Annotated in this window: 15 protein-coding genes; 7 read left to right on the top strand and 8 right to left on the bottom strand. The window is 71.3% G+C overall.

Features of this window, described 5'->3' with window-relative positions; genetic code table 11:
- Positions 1 to 745 precede the first annotated feature (745 nt).
- The 5 genes from QMG86_RS10750 (at position 746) to QMG86_RS10730 (ending at position 5,368) form a co-directional block, all read left to right on the top strand.
- The gene (locus tag QMG86_RS10750; RefSeq protein WP_281879233.1) at positions 746 to 1,177 is read left to right on the top strand and encodes a DoxX family protein; all 432 of its coding nucleotides are present in this window, start codon (positions 746 to 748) and stop codon (positions 1,175 to 1,177) included.
- A 228-nt stretch (positions 1,178 to 1,405) separates the two neighbouring features.
- Positions 1,406 to 2,434 (top strand): GlxA family transcriptional regulator, encoded by a 1,029-nt coding sequence (locus QMG86_RS10745; RefSeq protein WP_281879231.1) that lies wholly within the window; start codon positions 1,406 to 1,408, stop codon positions 2,432 to 2,434.
- Positions 2,435 to 2,543: 109 nt separating this feature from the next.
- Positions 2,544 to 3,596: an HD domain-containing protein gene (locus QMG86_RS10740; protein WP_281879230.1), complete on the top strand. Its 1,053-nt coding sequence runs from the start codon at positions 2,544 to 2,546 to the stop codon at positions 3,594 to 3,596.
- 279 nt (positions 3,597 to 3,875) lie between these two features.
- Entirely contained in the window at positions 3,876 to 4,058 is a 183-nt protein-coding gene (locus QMG86_RS10735; RefSeq protein ID WP_350356376.1) for a type 1 glutamine amidotransferase family protein, read from the top strand.
- A complete protein-coding gene (locus QMG86_RS10730) occupies positions 4,055 to 5,368 on the top strand; it encodes a Dyp-type peroxidase (RefSeq protein ID WP_281879229.1) in 1,314 nt (437 codons plus the stop codon). Before QMG86_RS10735 ends, QMG86_RS10730 begins: the two co-directional genes overlap by 4 nt.
- Before the next feature lie 90 nt (positions 5,369 to 5,458).
- On the opposite strand, the gene QMG86_RS10725 is transcribed toward QMG86_RS10730, so the two are convergent.
- The 7 genes from QMG86_RS10725 to recC form a co-directional block, all read right to left on the bottom strand.
- Positions 5,459 to 5,725 carry an Ada metal-binding domain-containing protein gene (locus QMG86_RS10725; protein WP_281879228.1) on the bottom strand — a complete coding sequence of 89 codons (267 nt, stop codon included), beginning with the start codon at positions 5,723 to 5,725 and terminating at the stop codon, positions 5,459 to 5,461.
- Between the two features lie 7 nt (positions 5,726 to 5,732).
- Positions 5,733 to 6,515 (bottom strand): 2OG-Fe(II) oxygenase, encoded by a 783-nt coding sequence (locus QMG86_RS10720; RefSeq protein ID WP_281879227.1) that lies wholly within the window; start codon positions 6,513 to 6,515, stop codon positions 5,733 to 5,735.
- The gene (locus QMG86_RS10715; protein ID WP_281880902.1) at positions 6,512 to 7,123 is read right to left on the bottom strand and encodes a methylated-DNA--[protein]-cysteine S-methyltransferase; all 612 of its coding nucleotides are present in this window, start codon (positions 7,121 to 7,123) and stop codon (positions 6,512 to 6,514) included. The genes QMG86_RS10720 and QMG86_RS10715 overlap by 4 nt, the downstream gene beginning before the upstream one ends.
- Positions 7,123 to 7,596 carry an RNA polymerase sigma factor gene (locus tag QMG86_RS10710; RefSeq protein ID WP_063018698.1) on the bottom strand — a complete coding sequence of 158 codons (474 nt, stop codon included), beginning with the start codon at positions 7,594 to 7,596 and terminating at the stop codon, positions 7,123 to 7,125. The genes QMG86_RS10715 and QMG86_RS10710 overlap by 1 nt, the downstream gene beginning before the upstream one ends.
- Positions 7,597 to 7,642: 46 nt before the next feature.
- Entirely contained in the window at positions 7,643 to 9,532 is a 1,890-nt protein-coding gene (gene recD / locus QMG86_RS10705; protein ID WP_281879225.1) for an exodeoxyribonuclease V subunit alpha, read from the bottom strand.
- A complete protein-coding gene (locus QMG86_RS10700) occupies positions 9,529 to 12,915 on the bottom strand; it encodes a UvrD-helicase domain-containing protein (RefSeq protein ID WP_281879223.1) in 3,387 nt (1,128 codons plus the stop codon). The genes recD and QMG86_RS10700 overlap by 4 nt, the downstream gene beginning before the upstream one ends.
- 229 nt (positions 12,916 to 13,144) lie before the next feature.
- On the bottom strand, positions 13,145 to 16,513 hold the full coding sequence (gene recC / locus QMG86_RS10695) for an exodeoxyribonuclease V subunit gamma (RefSeq protein WP_281879221.1): 3,369 nt from the start codon (positions 16,511 to 16,513) through the stop codon (positions 13,145 to 13,147).
- Between the two features lie 257 nt (positions 16,514 to 16,770).
- Between recC and QMG86_RS10690 the strand changes: the two genes are divergently transcribed.
- Together QMG86_RS10690 and QMG86_RS10685 are read left to right on the top strand one after the other, a co-directional pair.
- Positions 16,771 to 16,968 (top strand): hypothetical protein, encoded by a 198-nt coding sequence (locus QMG86_RS10690; protein WP_281879220.1) that lies wholly within the window; start codon positions 16,771 to 16,773, stop codon positions 16,966 to 16,968.
- A gap of 162 nt (positions 16,969 to 17,130) precedes the next feature.
- A complete protein-coding gene (locus tag QMG86_RS10685; protein ID WP_281879219.1) occupies positions 17,131 to 17,976 on the top strand; it encodes a serine hydrolase in 846 nt (281 codons plus the stop codon).
- Between the two features lie 12 nt (positions 17,977 to 17,988).
- On the opposite strand, the gene QMG86_RS10680 is transcribed toward QMG86_RS10685, so the two are convergent.
- Positions 17,989 to 19,485 carry a cytochrome P450 gene (locus tag QMG86_RS10680; RefSeq protein ID WP_281879217.1) on the bottom strand — a complete coding sequence of 499 codons (1,497 nt, stop codon included), beginning with the start codon at positions 19,483 to 19,485 and terminating at the stop codon, positions 17,989 to 17,991.
- Positions 19,486 to 19,600: the final 115 nt, after the last annotated feature.

Genomic DNA, 19,600 nt, shown 5'->3' with positions numbered 1-19,600 from the left:
TGTGAATCGTTCCGCTCCTTGTGCGCACAGGCCCGAAAGCAGGTGCCGTTCTGCCTGCGATCAACGGTCGACGCTCGCATATCCGCCTCGACGTGACGCGGCGGACGAAATCGCTCGGAGTTGTTCATCGCGGCCGAATTCACCTCGCGTTTCGATTACCGGCCGGATCCGGCCGAATTCCACTATCGGAGGCGTCTGCCACCGCGACGGCCTGTTCGCGGGAATATTCGGCCAGCTCGCCTCCCAGCCCCGGACAGGATGGCTCGAATTTGCAGTAGATAACATCGCATATCCGATGCGCCAACTTTTCGAGCCGTCTTGTGCCCGATGACAATTCGGTTCGCCAACCATTGCCGGGATTCCCAAACCGGGCGTGCGAGCGTCGCCGTCCGAGGCAGCGCTAGGCGCGTCGAGCGCGAGGCGCCCTTGCGCAAGGCCGTCTATGCCGCGATCGAGTGTGCCAGGCTGCCAGCCGGCCCCTTCCCTCAGACCGGTCGTGTCCGGGCCTGGTCAACCTGGCGGCCCCGCCGACAACAGCGGGCCCGCCTCTCGCCCTACCGGCGCCGCGGCCATCCGCTGCGCCCGTCGTGCACGGTCCGCGCGAACTGTCGTCGCCGCAGGCCGGACGTGCGAGAAAGGCGGGTCCGAACAATTTTCGCCGCGACCGATGAATCCTCGCGAAGGCCGCCGTCCTATCAGGTGAACGCGCTACCGAACAGCGCAACCGACCCTGGAGGAACCAACAATGACCACCATCGCCGCCGCGCCCACCACCACCGTCCGCCCCGGCAAAGTCCGCAACCGCGTCCTGTGGGGACTGCAGATCTTCCTGGCCCTCTTCTTCATCATCGCCTCGGGCATGCCGAAGGTACTCGACATGGTCCCAGAGGAGAACATGGCGGCGATGCGCGAGGCCGGTATCGGCTCACCCTGGTTCATGTACTTCGTCGGCATCTGCGAGATCGCCGGCGGCATCGGCCTGCTCGTGCGCCGCCTGAGCGGCCCGGCCGCGATCGGCCTGTCCATCCTCACCCTGCTGGCCGCCGCTACCAACCTCTTCCTGACCGATATGCCCGCCTACGCACCCTTCCCACTGGTGCTGTCGGGGATCTTCGCCTGGATCGCCTACGAGCGCCGCGACTCCCTCTTCGCCCTGCGCTCCTTGCTCACCCGGTGACAACACACCAGACACCGAAAACGATCGGCGGGCTCCGGCCCGCCGATCGTTTTCGGCGTTGCGCGGCAAGGGCGTTCAGGGTCGGTCCGCCCTCGCCGGCAACACCTTCGCTCGCCCACCGGGGCGCGCCACCAGCGTGCCGCCCGGACACATTCCTCCAAAACAGGCGACGCCCGAGCCCGCCGAAGCCATCGTGGCTATTACAGGATTGCCTGTTAAGTTCTGGCCATGGCGATCGTGGCGGTCCTGGCTCCCGACAACGCGCTCGGTTTCGAAGTGATGCTCCCGGGCTGGGTGTTCGGCGCGGCGAATACGGTGAGCGGCGGCAAGCATTACGACATCCGGGTCGTGACGATGGGCGGCACCGCCGCTATCGCCCCGGTTCACGGTGCGGTGCGACTGCAGACGGATTGGGACTTGGACGCGGTGGCCGACGCCGACACCGTCGTGGTGCCCGGCCAGGCCGGATTCTTCCGCGAACCCGCCGACGGCGTCCGTGACGCGCTGCTGGCCGCGGCCGCGCGCGGCGCACGACTGGCTTCCGTCTGCGTCGGCGCGTTCACGCTCGCCGCGACCGGGCTGCTCGACGGGCAACGGGCGACTACCCATTGGGAACACGCCGCCGAGTTGGCGCGCCGGTATCCGCTCGTCGACGTCGATGCCTCGGTGCTCTTCATCGACAACGGCGCGGTGCTCACTTCAGCCGGGGCCACGGCGGGGCTCGATCTGTGCCTGCACATGGTTCGCCGGGATCTCGGCTCCCAGGTGGCCGCCGACACCGCTCGCCGGATCGTGATGCCGCCGCAGCGGGATGGCGGGCAAGCGCAATTCATCGCTCACACCGACCCGGACAATCCGGACACGTCGCTGCAACCGGTCCTGGACTGGATGCAGGCCAACCTGCACCGCCCGCTCACTCTCGACGACATCGCGGCGCACGGGGCCATCAGTGTGCGCAGCCTGAACCGCCGATTCCGTGCGGAAATCGGGACAACACCGTTGCAGTGGTTGCTCCGCGTCCGGGTGCACCGCGCGCAGCAACTGCTCGAGACCACCGACCTGTCCATCGAACGCATCGCCGAGGAGGCCGGTTTCGGCGCCGCCACCACCCTGCGCTACCACTTCGCCCGCCTGACACGGACCTCTCCGCAGGCCTACCGCAACAGTTTTCATCATTCCGGCGGTGCCGTGCGGTCCATCGACAGCCGCCGGGAAGCCGCCTCGGGCGGCGGCCGGATGGCCGGCTCGACGAGCTGAGCGACGAACCTGGACTCTGGCCAGATCTGGGCAATAGTTGGCTATCTGGCCACTGGGCGGCCGTTACTTCCGAGCACACACTGAATGCGCACTTTCGGAAGGGAAAACGATGACCGTTCAAGAAGCCGATCCGACGCAATTCGGCTTGCCCACCTCGGAACTCGCCGTCGCCGCTGACGCGCTGGTAGCCGAGGTGTCGCCACCGCTGGTCTACAACCACTGCGTGCGCGCCTACCTGTACGCGCGGGAGTTGGCCACGGTCGACGGGTTGCGGGCCGGTGCGGACTACGACGACGAACTGCTCTATCTCAGCTGCCTACTGCACGATCTAGGCGCGACGGATTACGCGAACGGCGACCAGCGTTTCGAACTCGACGGAGCCGACGCCGCGGCGGAGTTCCTCAGGAGCAAGGGTGTCGACGAGCAGCGGGTGCAGACCGTGTGGAACGCCGTCGCGCTGCACACCAGCGACGGTATCGCGCGTCGTTTCGGAACGGTCGAGGCCTTGATGCAGATGGGCACCGGAGCCGATATCGCGGGACTGCGCCGCGCACAGCTGCCGGATGGCTTCGGTGATCGAGTGCATGCGGTGTGGCCGCGATACGACGTCGGATACGCCTTCGGCGAGATCCTGGCCCGGCAGGTGCGCGACAACCCGGCCAAGGGCAGCTGGTTCACCTTCCCGGGACAGCTCTGCCAGCTCTACTACCCGACGCAGGCGCCGACCACGTGGTTCGACGCCGTCGAGGACGCCGGCTGGAACGACCAGCCGGTACGAATCGGCGACCGTGGCCTGGGAGCTCCTCGGCCCGCCGATCTGGCTCCACTGTTCGCTCGCTACTTCAACAGCGGTGACCTCGACGCTTTGATGTCGCTCTACGAGCCGGCGGCACTGCTGTTCCCGAGCCCCGGTGACCGGCGATCCGGCGCCGGAGCCATCCGGAGTTCCCTCGCCGCGATGATCGACGCCGGAGCGAAGATCCAGTTGCAGACCCGCCGCGTGCACGTGGTCGGGGAGCTGGCTTTGATCTCCAACGATGCCACCGTGTCGGGCGCGACGCCGGACGGTGCCCCGGTGATCTCCACCTCGACCGAGATCGCACGACGCGGCAGCGACGGCTCGTGGCGATATGTGCTCGACGACCCCTACTTCTCACTGTGAGCCGGTCGGATACACACCGCGACCGCGATCGCTCCGAATTTCCGGACGCCGCCTCGGTGCACCGTGATCGCGAGCGCAGATGAACCGGCGGGCAGTGATGCGGGCGGGACTCGGCGCTGTCTCCGGAGCGGGGGCGGCGAGTCCGCTCCCGCTGGTTCCGCGCTCTCGGGGCGGCCACGGGGCCGGACAGTGGCGGGTACAGATCCTGGTGTTCGACGGCGGGGCAGACCGCGCACGACCCACCACCGGCTGATCGAGCAACTGGAACGAGAAGGCGGCGTGATCATCAGGGCGCGAGTCGTGGACGACGGCGATCTGGTCACCACCGGCGGCGTCACATCCGGGCTGGATCTCGCCCTGTGGCTGGTGCAGCGGGAACTGGGCTCGGACATCGCCGTTCGGATCGAGGAAATCCTGGAATACGAGCGACGAGGCACGGTATGGCGGAGAGACGGGACATGAGCACAACCACTGCGGACCGGGATGATGCCGATCCACCGCGTGTCACACGGCGCGGGCTGTTCGGCGCGGGCATCGTGACTGCGGGAGCCGCGGCCCTCGGTGTCGCCGCGGGCCGCTCCACTACACCCGACACCACCGCGGGATCGCGCCTGGAACCGTTCCACGGGCAGCACCAAGCGGGGATCGCGACGCCTACGCAATCGCACGCGCTGTTCTTGTCGGTCGATGTCGTGCGACCCGACCGTGGGACGCTACGCGAACTTCTCGCCGGATGGACAGCGACCGCCGCCGCGCTGGCGGCCGGCGCACCGCTCCCGGAGCAACCGGGGACGCCGCCAGGGTTCAGCACGCACACCGACTTCGCGACTGGGCTGGATTCGGCTCGCCTGACCGTCACCTTCGGCCTGGGGCCGTCGGTGTTCGACGAACGATTCGGGCTCATCGCGCAGCGTCCGAGACATCTGCGCCCGCTCCCCGCATTCGCCCGCGACATCCTGAATCCGGCGTGGTGCGACGGCGATGTACTGGTGCAGATATGCGCCGACGACGCCCAGATCGTCAGCCACACATTCCGCGCATTGCGGGCACGCATGCCGGGACTGGCGCGTATGCGCTGGACCCAGCACGGCTTCCTGAGCCGGCCCACCGACGGCGGCACACCGCGAAACATGTTCGGGCACAAAGACGGCACCGCCAACCCCCGCCCGGAGACGACCGGGTTCGATCGAACGGTCTGGGTTCGCTCCGCCGACGAACCCGCGTGGTTCCAGAACGGCAGCTACCTGGTGTTCCGCAAGATCCGGATGAAGACCGCCGAGTGGGATCAACTGCCGCGGGACGAGCAGGACCGCATCGTCGGTCGCCGCCGCAGCGACGGAGCGCCCCTGGGCGGCGCGGCCGAATCCGATCCGGTGGACCTCGCCCACCACGGCCGAGACGGCGACCTCACCATCCCGGCCGGCGCACATGTGCGCCTCGTCCACGGCATACCGATGCTGCGCCGCGGTTACAACTACGACTACGGCACCCTGATCGCGAACGCCGGCGGACCAGGTTCCGACACGCAGACCCCGCACACACACCTGCCCGGCACCCCCGAACATACCCACGGGGGCCACAACCAGCTCGATGCCGGATTGCTGTTCGCCGCGTACATGAACAACCCGCCCGAGCAGTTCATCAGAGCGCAACACGCACTCGCCGCCGGAGACCGGATGAACCCGCTCATCGAACACACCGGCAGCGCGATCTTCGCCGTGCCGCCCGGTGCCATCCCGAACGAGCCCATCGCGGCAGCGTTGCTCCGATGAGCGCAGCCCCCTCCGAAACCGCCCGAGAGGCAACCCATGACCCACGTACATGGCGGGTGAACACAACCGGTTGTCCGGAGGGGTGAGGGTTCACCCGCCTGATCGCTGCGAGCGCGCGGCTTTCCACGCGGCGTATCGGTCGGGCAAGCAGACGCCGCACGGGCGATAGCCCGCGGCCAGCGCGTCGAATTCGGTGGCGAAGAAGACGCGATGTGCGCGGTAGGCGCCGCGCGCCAGCGCGCGCAGGGCGGAAGGGCAGTCGAGGCGACCGTAGATCCGGCTGCGGCGATGACCGCCGTAGCCGCCCGGCACGGTGCTGCGATAAGTCCGGCCGCCACCATCGAGCAACGTGTACACCGGCGGGCTACCGCGCGTCGTGCAGCACGAGCCCCAGCGTGTGCCGGAGACCGCCGCGCACACGGCTGACGCCGTGGCGGATCGGGGCCCGGGACCAGCCCCGGCTCGAGCGCGCCGGCCGGTCGCGGGTGGTGAAGATCAGCGCGTGGCCTCGCTCGAGCACGGAGACGGTCGCTTTCGACTGGGCACGCGGACGCTGCTCGACCAGCACGAATTCGCCTCCGATGTAGTCGACTCCGGGCCGGTCCAATCCGATGACGACCTGCATCGGGAAGACCAGTTCGCCGTACAGGTCACGATGCAAGGCGTTCCAGTCACCCGCGTTGTAGCGCAACAGGAGTGGAGTCGGTTCGGTCTGGCCCGCGGCGTGACAGGCGGCGAGCCAGTCCGCGAACTCGTCGGGCCACGGAGCCGGATCGCCGAGCCGCTCGGCCCAGGAACGCGCCAGTGGTAACAGTTTTCGGTAGAAGCACGCGCGCAGGATCGTGATCGACTCGGGCACGGGGTCCGCGAAGTACCGGTAGGTGCCTTCGCCGAAACGGTAGCGCGCCATGTCGACGGTGGAACGGAACCGCGTGCGGTCGTCCCAGAGAGCGGTGAACTCGGCGCACTCCCCCGGAGTGAGGATCGGCCCGGTCGCCGCGCAGCCGTGGGCGTCGACTTCCTCGAGCAGCGCCTGCCACGGCTGGTCGTCGACTCGATCTGCCAGGGAGGCGGCGGTTCTCGTCCCCCCTGGGATCGGCGCCGCCGGGTGCGCGTCCCGGACGGCGCCGATGCCTTCCTCACTCATGCCGCCGCCTCCAGATCCAGCAGCGTGTGCTTGGCGGTGACGCCGCCGACGTACTGGCCGATCGACCCGTCACCGCGCACCACCCGGTGACACGGAAGCACCACCGGCAGGGGATTGCGCGCGCAGGCCGAGCCGACCGCGCGCACGGCACGCGGGTTCCCGACGGCGGCGGCCACCGCGCCGTAACTCGCGCGCTGACCGTAGCCGATGGCGGGCAGGTGCTCGATCACCTGGCGGCGGAATCCCGCGGCCAGCCGCAGATCCAGGGGCAGATCGAACCGCGTCCGGCGGCCCGCGAAGTATTCCGCGATCTGCCGCGCCGCCGCGTCCAGCCGGGCAGGCGCCGCGAGGATCCGCGGGCTGATCCGGGCGGCCAGCGTGGCGAGCACCGCGTCGTGGTCCTCGGTGGGATAGGCGACGCGGACCAGCCCGGCGGGCGTGGCGGCCAGCAGCAGCGTCCCCACCGGGGTGTCCAGCAGGCGGTAGGCGACATCGAGCAGGCCCGCGGCTTCGGCCTCGACGGTCAGACGCGCGTGCAAGGTGGCGAGCAGATCGGCGTCGGGGGTCAGCGCGCGCGACAATCCGTCGCCGTGATCGAGAGTGGCCATCATGCTTCATCCTTCGGGTAGAGCTTGCGCAGGGTCTTCAGGCCGTCCGCGGCGGCGCGGCGGGCGGCGTCGGGAGAATTGCCGAGCAACGCGGCGATCTCCGCGTGGGGAAGCCCGGCCAGATAGTGGTAGGCGACCGCCTGGCGCTGCTTGGTCGGCAGCGCCCGCAGGGCGGCCCACAGGTCGGGGTCGTAGTCGGCGGGTCCGGGAGCGGTGGCGGGGCGTTCCGGCAGTGTCTCGGCCGGGACCGGCGCGCGCGTGAGCGCCCGGCCGACGTCGATCGCGCGGCGATGCGCGATGGTGACCAGCCAGGCCTCGACATTCGTGTCCGAGGGCAGGCCGGGAAACGCGCGCAGCGCCGAGAGAAACGTTTCCGACCAGGCGTCGGCGGCGTCGGACGGACCGAGCACCGCCCGGCAGACGCGCAACACCATCGGGCCGTATTCGGCCACTATTTCCTCGAACGGGGGCAGGCTCACACCGGGTAGACGCGGCAGGCGCCGCGAATGTGAGATGTCGTCACCGGACCTCTTCTCGTCGCGACAGCCCGCTGGCGCGCAACACCCGCCGTGCGATACCGGCGCGGATGGACTCGTCGGTGCCGATGATCCGGACGTGACGGCGCGCTCTGGTGATCGCGGTGTACAGCAATTCCCGCGTCAGCAGCGTCGATTCCGGCTCGGGCAGGACGACGGAGACCGTGTCGTACTGGCTGCCCTGGCTGCGATGGATGGTCATGGCGAAGACGGTGACCACGGCGGGGAACTGCGTGGGATGCACCAGATACGGTTCGCTGCCGCGCTGTAGCGCCGCGCGCAGCGAGCCGTCGGGCATGCGGACGACCACGCCGGTGTCACCGTTGTAGATCCGCGCCTCGTGATCATTCGCGGTGACCAGCAGCGGCTGGCCGGGGTACCACGGCGCCTGGTGCGAATCGGGGCCCGCTCCGCCGGCGGCGGCCCACTCCGCGGCCATCCGGTCCCAGCGTTCGACGCCGAACGGCCCCTGCCGGTGCGCGCACAGCAGACGATGTGATTCCAGCGCCGTGAGCGCGCCGGCCGCGTCGCCGTCGAGCGCGGCGGCGGTGACCGCGGTGGCGGCCCGCACCACGTCGGCACGCACCGCGGCCAGTTCCTCCGGCGCGCTGAGCGACAATTCCGCACCGCCCCCGCGCAACAGCTCGAGTGCGGCGTCCGCGTCCCCGGCCCGCACCGCGACGGCCAGGTCGGCGATCCGGCCGCCGAACCTGCGGCCCCGGGTCAGCCGCACGATGCCGCCGCGCAGGCGGGTGCGCTCCAACGCGGTCAAGGACTCCGCGTGCTCGGAAACCGACTCCGGGCCCAGGATTTCGTCCAGGACGGGATTCGCCGTGGCGGCGACCGGTCCGGCGACCAGGTCGGCGAGCACAGCGCCCGCGTCGACCGAGGCCAGCTGGTCGGGGTCGCCGACCAGGACCAGGCGGGTGTCCGGGCGCAGCGCGGCCAGCAACCTGCTCATCATCGTCAACGAGACCATCGAGGTCTCGTCCACCACGATCACGTCGTAGGGCAACCGATTGAACTCGTGGTATTTGAACCGGGTACTGCGCCCGCGCTGCCAGCCGAGCAGCCGGTGCAGCGTGGCGGCGGTGAGTTCGGGCAGTCCGAGCGACGCCGCTTGCTCGCGCACGGCTTCCTGCAGGCGCGCCGCCGCTTTGCCGGTCGGGGCGGCCAGCGCGATGCGCAGCGCGGGCAACTTCGGCTCGGCCTCGCGGTGCGCGGACAACAAGGCGATGATCCGGGCGATGGTGTGGGTCTTGCCGGTGCCCGGCCCACCGGCGACCACGGTGGTCCAGTGGGTCGCGGCCAGCGCGGCGGCCAGACGCTGGCGATCCGGCGCGGTGCCCGCGGTCGCGTCGAACAACCGGTCCAGTTCGCGACGCACGATCCGGGGATCCACCGCCGGATGGTGCGCGGATCGCTCGGTCAGCACCCGACGGATCGTCTGCTCCTGCCGGTAGTAGCGATCGAGGTAGAGCAACGGGCCGGAGTCGCCCGGCCCGTGCGATTCGACCAGTCGCAACGGTCGCAACGGACCGGCCGGTCCACCGCGCACCAGCGGGCTCGCACGCAGCGCGGCGACCACCGCCGGGATGTCCGGCCACGGCAGCGCCGCCGGATCGACGCCCGCGTCCCAGGTTTCGTCGGCGTCGACGCCGATCTCCCGCATCCGGTGCAGTTCCAGGCACACCGAGCCGGAGCGCACCGCGCGCACGGCCAGCGCCGCGGCGAACAGCACCGGCTCCGATGATTCCCGGCCCAGCCGGCCCAAGCGCAGGGCCACGTGCACGTCCGCCGCCGACAGCACTCCCGCCTCGTTGAACGTGCGCAGCAGTCCTGTCCCCCGCTGCGCCACTTGGATCGAGGTCATCGCGCCTCCCCGGCCAGCAGCGCCGACAGGGCGACGACCAAGCCGGCGGGCGGACGCCAGTCGAACACGCCACATCCCGACGGTGTCTCGGGTCCGATCATGCCGCGCACGAACAAGTACCGGACCCCGCCGAGATGCCGCGCCGGGTCGTAGCCGGGCAACCGCCAGCGCAGATACCGGTGCAACGCCACCGAATACAGCAGCGCTTGCAGCGGATAGTGCGAGCGCAGCATCTCGGCGGCCATACGGTCGCGGGTGTAATGCGCGACGGTGAGATCGCCGGTGCCCAGCCGATTGGTCTTGTAGTCGACCACGACGAATCGCGGGTCCGGGCCGTCCGCGACGCGCAGCACGGCGTCGATGCTGCCGGTCAGGTAGCCGCGCAGCGGGAGGTCGTCCAGCGCCGCCAACTGATCGGCGTACGCGATCAGGTCGTCGTCCGCCGGAAGATGTTCGCGCAGCAATCCGGCGACGCACCGCAGGGTCGCCGCGGTCGCGCCGACACGGTCCCCGCCCGCCAGCGGCAATTCGAATTCGAGTTCGCTGAGCCGGTCGCGCGGGGCGACATCGGCCAGGCAGCCGGTGTCGAACGGGGTGCGCAGCACCGCCAGCAGCGCGGTGGCCAGCACTTCCGCCTCCACCTCGGCCATCAGCTCGCGCACCGCTTCGCGGCACCGGTCGCGCACCTCGGCCGCCAGGTCCGGGTGGCCGGTGTCGATCCGTTCGAGGACGCCGTGCACCAGCGTGCCGAACTCCGCCCCGTAGGGCAGCGCGTTCATCAGCGACGCCGCGCCCGCCGGCTCCGGCTCCGCCGCGCCGACCAGGGAGGTGCCCGCGGGCTCGTCACCGGGCCCCCGCGCGTCCTCCGGTTCACTGTCGGGTTCCGCGGCCGCGGGCCCGTGCGCCGACGCGGTCAACGCCGAGTACGACGTGCGCCGCCACTGCTGGTCCAGCACCCGGTCGAATCGGGCGGCGGCCAGCGCGCCATGCGCGGGCTCGGTGCGCACCCGCCGGATCGCGACGTCGTCGCTCCCGGCCACCGCCGTCACCGAGATCGCCGCGCCCGCGTCCTGCGCCCACGCCGACAGCATCTGCGCCGCAACGGAATCCGTCGGCACGGCGGCGCGGGTGGCGACGACGGCGCCGCGATCGCCGCGCCCGAACACCATCCGGTGCAGCGGCGACGCCGCGGTGGTGATCGCGGGCGCCCACCAGGCGACGACCTGGCACATGGCCCGGGTCAGCGCGACGTACAGCAGCCGCAGCTCCTCCCCCGCTTCCTCGGCCTCGCTGCGCGCCTTGCGATCGGCGTACCCCGCGGCGTCCGGGCCGCCCACGTCCAGCACACGCGCACCGTCGTCGGCGTGGAACAGCAACGTCGCCGGATAGGGATTCTTCGCGCTGTCCCACGCGAACGGCAGATAGACGACCGGGAATTCGAGTCCCTTGCTCGCGTGCACGGTGGCGATCTGAACGGCGGCGGCGTCCCGATCGAGCCTGCGGCTGCGATCGGCGACAGCGCCGGAGGCCGGATCGCGCACCCGGTCGGCCAGCCACCGGGTCAGCGCGGTCAGCCCGAGGCCCTCGGTCAGCGCGACCTGGTCGAGCAGCTGCGCGAGGTGCCGCAAGTCGGTGAGCTGCCGTTCCCCGTTCTCCACGGCAAGCAGCCGCGGCGCCAGGCGCGTCTCGGCGGCGATCTTCTCGTAGACGGCGGCGAAGCCCGCACGGGCGAACAGCCGCGCCGCCTCGCGCAGTTGGGCGCTGACCCGGCCGACCAGATCGGCTCCGCCGCTGTCGAGCTCGGCCGCCGTCACGCCGAGCAGCGGTGTGCACGCGGCCAGCCGCACCCGGTCGCCGCGGTGCGGCTGTTCCAGCGCCCGCAGCACCCACAGCCAGTCGGTGGCGCTGCTGGTCGCGAAGACGCTGATGCCCCCGGCGAGCACGGAGGCGACGCCGACGCGGTCCAGCGCGGCGCGCACCACGTCGATCTGCGAGCGGGTGCGCACCAGCACCGCGATGTCGCCGGGACCGATCGGCCTGCGCGCGGCGTCTCCGGACGCAGTCGGCGAATCACTCGCGTTCTCCGCTTTCACGTCCAGCAGTACTTCGGATTCGAGCAAGCGCACGATATCGGCGGCGAGATCGTCGGCGACCTCGGCCCGCATCCGCCCGACGGCCGGGAAGCCGGATTTGTTGAGCGGTCCCGCCCCGGTGCGCGGCAGGCAGCGAACGCGCATCGGCGTGGTGAGCTCGCCGGGACCGGACAACCGCGACCAGGGCCGGGTCGGCGCGACCGGATAGACGCGGATCTCCTCGTGCCCCAGCGCCGCTCCGCCGTGCAGGTGGTCCAGCGCGGCGAGCAGTCCCGCGTCGCTGCGCCAGTTCGTGGTGAGCTCGCGGCGGGTGCCTGCGTGCGCGACGGCGTCCAGGTAGCTGAGCACCTCCGCGCCACGGAAGGCGTAGATCGCCTGCTTGGGATCGCCGACCAGCACCAGGGTGGTGTGCCCGTGGAACGACCTGCGCAGGATGTCCCATTGCAAGGGGTCGGTGTCCTGGAATTCGTCGACCAGGGCGACCCGGTACCGCGCGCGAATGCGGCGGCACGCGCGCGGGCCGTGTTCCGGATCGGCGAGCACCTCGTGCAGCAGCACCAGCAGGTCGTCGAAGTCGCGCAGTCCGGCCGATCGCTTGCGCCGCCCGGTCTCCGCACGCACGGCGTGCGCGAACGCCACCCGCTCGCCCGCGCCGGTCTCGCCGTCGGGCACGAGCGCCGCGTGCCGGTCCCGCACCGCGGCCAGCGCGAGCGTGCGGGCCTCCTTCAGCGAGAACGGCGGTTCGGCGCGCGCGTAGCGGTTGAGGTACAGATCGTCGACGACCGTGCCGACGAGGTCGTCGACGGTCTCCACCAGCCGGGTGCCCGGGTCGTGTTCGCCCGCGAGGCCGAGTTCGTCGAGCATGCGCTGGCAGAAGCTGTGCGTGGTGGCGATGGTGCCCGCGTCGAAATCCGACAGGGCGGCCAGCAGCCGTCGCCGCCGCAGTCGCACCTCCGCTTCCTCGGCCTGCGCGAGATACCGGACCAGGCCGTCGGCGTGCGCCTCGGCCGCGTCCGGATCGGCCAATCCCGCGGCGACGGCCACGAATCGGTCGCGCGTGCGTTCCCGCAGCTCCTGGGTGGCCGCGCGACTGAACGTCACCAGCAGCAGCTGGGACACGTCGACCCCGGCCTCGGCGACGTAGCGCACGGCGAGGCCCACGATGGCGTGCGTCTTGCCGGTGCCCGCGCTGGCCTCCAGCACGGTGGTGCCGGTGGGCAGCGGCCCGTACGGCTGGAACGCGTCGGCGTCGAAATCCGCTGCGGCGAAGGAGGTTTCCTGCACGGTCATGCGCGCCTCCCTCCTGTGCGGGCGGTGGTCCCGCGATCCGCGGACATCGCGATCGCCCGGCTGACCGGCCACGCCGCGCGGACCTGCTCCCGAAGCGACTGTCCGACCCGACATTCTGCCCCGCGCCCGGCCGCCCACCGACGACCGACACGCGCCGTGCCGGTGTATCCGGGTGTTCCGCGCCGAATCGCGCCGAACCATCGCACCGGGGCGGCCGCGCGGTGATCGCTCACGGCTGACCCTGACTTTCCGCGGCCAGCAACGGAAACCACATCCGCCGGGCCAGCGCGCCGAACCGGCTGCTCTCCCCGGGCTCGCCCGCCGCGGCGGGCGCGGCCATGAGGTCCTCGAGCCGGGGCGCCGGACCCCAGACGTAGCGCAGATGGCGGTCGGTGTGGTCGCCGAACGGCCCGGGACCGTTGGGCCCGCCGTTGAATTCGCGCTCCGCCGCGGCGATCGCGTCTTCGGCGCCCGCGCCGCGGAACCGGCGCTCGGCGTATAACGCGGAGGCGGCCGGCGCGACCGGCAGCGGTTCGGTCAGGCCCGCGTCGCGCAGTGCGACGAGCTGACGCAGGGCTTCCCTGGCCGCGGGCACATCGGGCGCGGCGAGTTCGCTGCGCCAGGTAGGACGGCCGAACTGTCCGCGGCCGGTGCTCACCGCCCGCCACGACCGGTCCTCGGTGACGGTCAGCGCAAGCAGCGAAACCCACGCCGCGATCCGGTGTTTGGGAGCCAGCCGGGAGAAGGTGGTGCGGACCAGCACGTCCCCGCGCACCTCGGGCACGGTGCCGGTGAGCCGTCGTCCGTTGCCCAGGTCGACCGCGATGTCCACCGCGCGCGCCGAGCCCGCGTAGTCCGCCTGCGCGGCTCGCACCAACCGGTCCACGGTGTGCTCGACCTCGTCGAGCACGGCGGCGCCGAATCCGAAGGGCGGCAGCGTGCCGCGCCGCCATTCCGCCGCCCGCAGCCCGGCCGGGTCCGCGCCGGTGAGGCGGGCCGCGAGCAGGCGTTCGCCCAGCTCCCACTTGGCCAGGCCGTCGAGCTCGATGGGCAGCCGGTCGGCGATGTCCTCCTCGTGCTCGGGCACCCGCAGGCCGAGGCGCTGCCACAGGAACGCGCGCACCGGGTGCTCGGCGAAGGAGATGAGGTCGGCCAGCGCGACGTCCGCCGCCTCCGCCGCGGGCAGCGGGCCGGCCAGGAATCCCGGCCGCGGGCGCACGGGTCCGTCCGCCGCGTAGGCGCCGGCCAAGGCCACGGTGTCGAAGCTGAACGGCTGCTCGGCCCGGAAGTTCCGCCGATCGAAGGATTGCAGCGGATGCCGGGTCACCACCGCGCGCATCGCCGCCGCGCCGACGTGGGCCCGCAGCGCGTCCAGCAACTCGGCGACCGGGATGGCGGGCGGTCGGTGCGCCCCGGTGACCGGATCGGCGCCGGTGTGGAACACCAGCAGCGTGTCCCGGGCCGCGAGGATCGCGTCCAGCAGCAGTTGCCGGTCCTCGCTGCGCGGATCCCGTTCGCCGATCAGCGGTTCCCGGGCCAGCACGTCGTCACCGTCCGCGGCGCTCGCGCGCGGGAACATCTCGTCGTCCAGCCCGAGCAGCACCACGACCCGGTGCGGCACCGACCGCATCGGCACCATGGTGCAGACGGTCAGCTCGCCGGTGCGGAAGTTGGCCCGGGTGGGGCGCGCCGCCAGCCGCGACCGCAGCAGCACGCCGACATCGGTCAGCCGCAACGACACCTCGCCCGCGTGGTCGGTGGCGGCGGCGAGTTCCTGCCTGGCCTCGGTGCGCACCCACGCCTGCGCGTCCGGCACGTCGGTCAGCAGATCCAGCGCGCGGCCGAGCACCGCCGCCCACTCGTGCGCGGGCCGGGGGCCGCGCAGGTCGCGCAGGCACACCGCGAGCCGGTCGACGAACTCCGCGAAGCGTCCGGCCAGGTCCACGTCGTTGCTGTCCACGTCGTCCAGGGGCAGCGCGAGATCCAGCCAGTCGTCGGAGGTCTCACCCGCGGTGACGCCCAGCAGGATCCGGTCCACCGCGCTGTTGAGCGTGTTCTGCGCGAAATCGGCGAGCCCGAACGCTTGGCGCTGCCGTTGCCCGATGCCCCATCTGGCCCCGGACTCGGCCGCCCATTCGCGCAGCCGCTCGATGTCGTCGTCGTCGAATCCGCAACGGCGACGGACCGCTTCGGCGGCCGCGAGATCGAGTACCTGGGTCGCCGTCACCCGGCCGTCGGCCAGCTCGAGCAGGACTCCGATCACCGCGAGCAGCGGATTGGTCACCCCGCGCCCCCGGTCGGCCAGCCGCACCCGCAGCCGGTGCGCCGGATGCTCCGAATCGGCCTGCGGCTCGGGCGTTCCCGTCGAGCGCTGCCCGAACGCCGCCCGTATCAGCGGTGCGTACGCCTGCACCTCCGGGCACATGATCAGCACGTCGCGCGGCTCCAGCGTCTCGTCGGCCGCGAACCGCCCGAGCAGGCATTCCCGTAGCACCTCGACCTGTCGCGCGGGGCCGTGACACGCGTGCACCTGCACGGTGCCGTCGGCGGCCGCCTCCCCTGGCGCAGGCGGCCACCGGTCGTCCCGGATGCCCCGCTGCAGTGCGCGCAGCAATGTCGCGTGCGAATCGTCTTCCGTCGCAAGGTTACCCGAGCTCGCCGAGCCGAGCGGGTGATATGTGTCGGAGCCGATGGCGGCGGTCAACCGCTGCTGCAACTCCCGCACGTCGCGCGCCAGCCCCGCCAGCAGTGGATGGGCGACCGCCCTGGCGCTGTGATCCTCGGCTCGAGTCCGGGCGGCGGGCACTCCGTTCAGCGCCGACCACAGGACCGGGCTCGGATGCACGAGCCACAAGTGGACGTCGCGGGCGGCGGCCAGCGCCGACAGCACGGCGAGCTGGTCGCTGGGCAACCGGGTCACGCCGAACAGCGACAGCCGCGGTGGCAACGCGACCAGATCCGGCCGCGCGCGCAGCCGCGCGCAGGCGGCCTCGAGCCGCTCGGCCGGGCTCGGCGCCCCGATCTCCGCGCGCAGCCCGCGCCACAGCATCGGCTGCCAGAGCAGGTCGTCGGGTACCGCGCCGCCCGCGCCGTCGGTGTCCAGGCCGGCCGCCCATTCGGTGATCAGCGCGGGCCGCTGGGCGGCATAGCTGTCGAACAGCGCGGTGATCCGCGCCGCCGTCGCGTAGCGCCGGCCGACGCGGTGCTCGTCGCCCGCGGCGGCCCGCGCGCCGAGGTGCCTGGCCAGTACGGCGCACCACGGCTCGGACAACGACCCGTCGATCACCCGCAGCAGCGTCCACACCGCGCGGTCCGGCGCCCAGGGATCCTCGGCGGGCGCCACTCCGCTCGCCGCCGCCAGCGCCTCGGCGACCAGCGCGGCGGGCGAGGGGAAGGCGATGTTCGCGCACACGCCGTCGGCCGAGCCGTCCGCGCCGAGCACCTCCGAGAGCGTCTGCGTCAGCCAGCGCTCGACCCCCTTCGCGGGCACCGCGACCACCTCGGCCGCGAGCGGGTCGTCCAGCGGCGAGGCCAGCACATCGGCGAGCGCCCGGGCCAGGACGTCGGCGCGCTCGGCACGGTGGATGTGCAGCGGCATCTGCGCCCTCTCGATCGATGGTGTCCGGCTGCGCTGGCCACGGACTTTGCACGTTTATACGCCCAGCGACCGACGCGCAATCGCACCGCCCCGTCCGGACGTCAGTGAAATAGACCACACGCGAACGGATTACTTCGCCGTGTCACGGCGGGACCGCCGCGGCGATGTGCGACAGTGCTGCACCGGGGAGGTAAGAGTTTGCACCGGGGCGGAACGAGAGAGCTGCACCGAAAGGCTGGTTCGCGTTCATGGATGCGATGGTGATTCCCCTGGTTCCGAAAGGCGGATTCACGGTCCGCCGGATCGGTGACCGCTGGGAGCTGATCAACTCGCGCCACTACGGTCGCACCGTCGTCCTGCATTCCTGGCCCCGGGATCGCCACAGCGAGGCGTTCGAGCACTGCTACCGGCTCAACGGACGCACCGTCGAGGAACTGCGCGCCGCCTTCCGTTGACGCCCTGGCCTGCGGTGACGAGCGAAAATCGCTGGGGCGCAACCGCCAGGACCGGCGTTAGCACACCGCGGACCCGAGCTCAAGACGTGCGTCCGGACCCGGGATGTGCGATCGTGGTCCCTCGTGCGTTATCCGTCCCCCGCCACCCGAACCGTTCCCCGCGTGGCCGCCTCCGCCTGTGTCCTTGCCGCCGCGGCGATCATCGCCCCGAGCCTGCCCGCCGCGCTCCCGATCGCGGGCGCGGCGCCGCTCGCGCACACTCAGGGCTGCCTGCCCGGCTTCGACTGCGATCTGAGCAGCCGCATCGCGAAGGCCGACGCCTACCTCAACAGCCGTCCCGGTGTCACCGGCTACGTCCTGCGTGACCGGGTATCGGGTGGCGTCTACGCCAACGCCAATGCCGAGAACGCGGTCTGGACCGCGTCCACGATCAAGCTCGCGATCGCCGCGGACCTGCTCAATCGGGCGCGGGTCGGCGCGATCAACCTGTCGCCGGAGGATCGCGGACTGATGGAGGGCATGCTCGCGACCTCGAACGACGGCGCCGCCGACCTGCTCTGGACCAAGTACGCGGGGATCGACCGGATGGCCTACAACAACGCTTTCCGCGCCAACGGGATGACCTCGCTGGTTCCGCAGCCGACCAACACCGCGCTGTTCCCGGACTGGTCGTTCCAGAAGTGCACCGCCGCCGACCTCGACCGGCTGATGGACCATATCCTCAACCGCATGCATCCCGACGACCGCAACTACCTGGTCGACCGGATGCGCGCGGTGGACTCCAACCAGCACTGGGGCGTGTGGGGCGCGGGCGCGAGCATGCGTCCCGGCCTGAAGAACGGCTGGTCGGCCGAGCAGGGCGGCTGGGTGGTCAACTCGGTCGGCTTCGCGGGCCCGGGCGAGCGCTACACCCTGGCCATCATGAGTTCGCTGGGTGACGCGGGCGGCTACACCGAGGGCGCCGAGACCGACACCAAACTCGCGGAGATGCTGCTCGCGGGCCGCTGAGCGCGGGGCCGCTCAGGCGGCCGCGCGTCGGCGCAGCGTCATCGGCGCACCGTCCCTGGGGAACGGGATCGTGGTGAATCCCCAGGGTATGCGGTATTTCTCGGGGATCCGCCACTCGTACTCGCGCACCAGGGCGGCGATCACCGTCTTCACCTCGAACGTGCCGAAGTGCATCCCGATGCACTTGTGCGCGCCCGCTCCGAACGGCATCCAGGCCAGACGGTGCGACTTGTCCTCGCGCCGCCGCTCGTCGAACCGCTCCGGATCGAAGCGCTCGGGGTGGGTCCACAGTTCGGGCAACAGGTGGTTCACCTGGTAGGCGAGGTCGACGGGAGCGCCCGCCGGAATGTAGTGACCCGCGATCTCGGTGTCGCGCACGGCGCGGCGCGCCAGTCCGGGCACCGGCGGCATCAGCCGCAGGCTCTCCCGCACCACCAGATCCAGGTCGCGCAGCGCCTCGAGGTCCGCGATGGCCGGTGGGGCGTCGCCGAGGCGCGCGTCCATGTCGAGCACCTCGGCGCGCACCCGCTGCTGCCAGTCGGGGTGTTTGCCCAGGTAGTAGGCGACGGCGGTGGCGGTCGTCGTGGTGGTGTCGTGCGCGGCCATGATCAGGAAGATCATGTGGTTCACCACGTCCGCGTCACCGAAGACGCCGCCGTCCTCGCTGCGGGCGTGGCACAACCCCGAGAAGAAGTCCGCCGACTCGGCGCGGCGTTTCTCCGGCAGCAGCGCGGTGAAGTAGTCCTCGAGCACTCTCCGGCCGCGTAACCCGGCCCGCCAGTGGCCGCCGGGCACCGGGTGCCGGATGATCGACAGACCCGCGTGGGTGCAGTCGACGAACGCGTCGATCAATTGCCTGCGCCGCGGACCGACGTCCGCGGCCATGAAAGTCCCGCCCGCGACGTCGAGGGTCAGCTCTTTGATCGTCGGATACAGCCGCACCGTGCGTTCGGCTTCGCGCTCGCGCGGCACCCAGCGTGCGATGCTCGCCCGCACCACCGGCGTCAGCGCGGCCAGGTGCGCTTCCAGCCGGTCCCTGGTGAACGCCTGCTGCATGATCCTGCGATGGAATTTGTGCTCGTCGAACTCCAGCAGCAGCAGGCCGCGCCGGAAGAACGGACCGATGAAATAGTCCCAGCCCTGGCCGAAATCGCGGCGGCGGTGACCGAGCACTTCGTCGAGCGCGTCCGGTCCCGCGACCAGCACGCGGTCGACACCGAGCGAGGTGTTCAGCGAGACGGGTCCGTACCGGCGGTAGCGCTCCATCATCTCGGCCGGACCCCAGCGCATGTAGTGCAGCGCCCGGCCCAGATAGGGCAATCCGGCATCGCCGAGCACCGGGACGGTGTCGCTGCCCCGCGGCGGGGTGGCCAGCACCTGGCGCCGTTCCGGCAGCAACCCGAGCGCCCGGTCGATCAGATGGCCGTGCGGTACCTCGATCAGCGCGATATTCTCCGATTCGGCCTGCATGCTCGGCTTTCGGCCGACCGCACGGTCACCGGCGACCATGGCAATCCTCCCTGAGCGACAGGTACCATCGTAGGCTCTCCACCTCCCCCGCTCGGCCGGTTCGGCCGCGACGAACCTCCCCGCGCCGGCCCGGCGACGGTGAGACGTCGCACCG

The sequence above is a fragment of the Nocardia sputorum genome, assembly GCF_027924405.1.
Classification (GTDB): domain Bacteria; phylum Actinomycetota; class Actinomycetes; order Mycobacteriales; family Mycobacteriaceae; genus Nocardia; species Nocardia sputorum.
The sequence above is the reverse complement of the archived record's forward strand: the minus strand, read 5'-3'. Positions and strand labels throughout refer to the sequence as shown.

Bases quoted from the DNA above. Each gene is read 5' to 3' on its own strand.
- QMG86_RS10750 (WP_281879233.1), top strand. From the start codon at position 746: ATGACCACCATCGCCGCCGCGCCCACCACCACCGTCCGCCCCGGCAAA.
- QMG86_RS10745 (WP_281879231.1), top strand. From the start codon at position 1,406: ATGGCGATCGTGGCGGTCCTGGCTCCCGACAACGCGCTCGGTTTCGAA.
- QMG86_RS10740 (WP_281879230.1), top strand. From the start codon at position 2,544: ATGACCGTTCAAGAAGCCGATCCGACGCAATTCGGCTTGCCCACCTCG.
- QMG86_RS10730 (WP_281879229.1), top strand. From the start codon at position 4,055: ATGAGCACAACCACTGCGGACCGGGATGATGCCGATCCACCGCGTGTC.
- QMG86_RS10720 (WP_281879227.1), bottom strand. From the start codon at position 6,515: ATGAGTGAGGAAGGCATCGGCGCCGTCCGGGACGCGCACCCGGCGGCG.
- QMG86_RS10715 (WP_281880902.1), bottom strand. From the start codon at position 7,123: ATGGCCACTCTCGATCACGGCGACGGATTGTCGCGCGCGCTGACCCCC.
- recD (WP_281879225.1), bottom strand. From the start codon at position 9,532: ATGACCTCGATCCAAGTGGCGCAGCGGGGGACAGGACTGCTGCGCACG.
- QMG86_RS10700 (WP_281879223.1), bottom strand. From the start codon at position 12,915: ATGACCGTGCAGGAAACCTCCTTCGCCGCAGCGGATTTCGACGCCGAC.
- recC (WP_281879221.1), bottom strand. From the start codon at position 16,513: ATGCCGCTGCACATCCACCGTGCCGAGCGCGCCGACGTCCTGGCCCGG.
- QMG86_RS10690 (WP_281879220.1), top strand. From the start codon at position 16,771: ATGGTGATTCCCCTGGTTCCGAAAGGCGGATTCACGGTCCGCCGGATC.
- QMG86_RS10680 (WP_281879217.1), bottom strand. From the start codon at position 19,485: ATGGTCGCCGGTGACCGTGCGGTCGGCCGAAAGCCGAGCATGCAGGCC.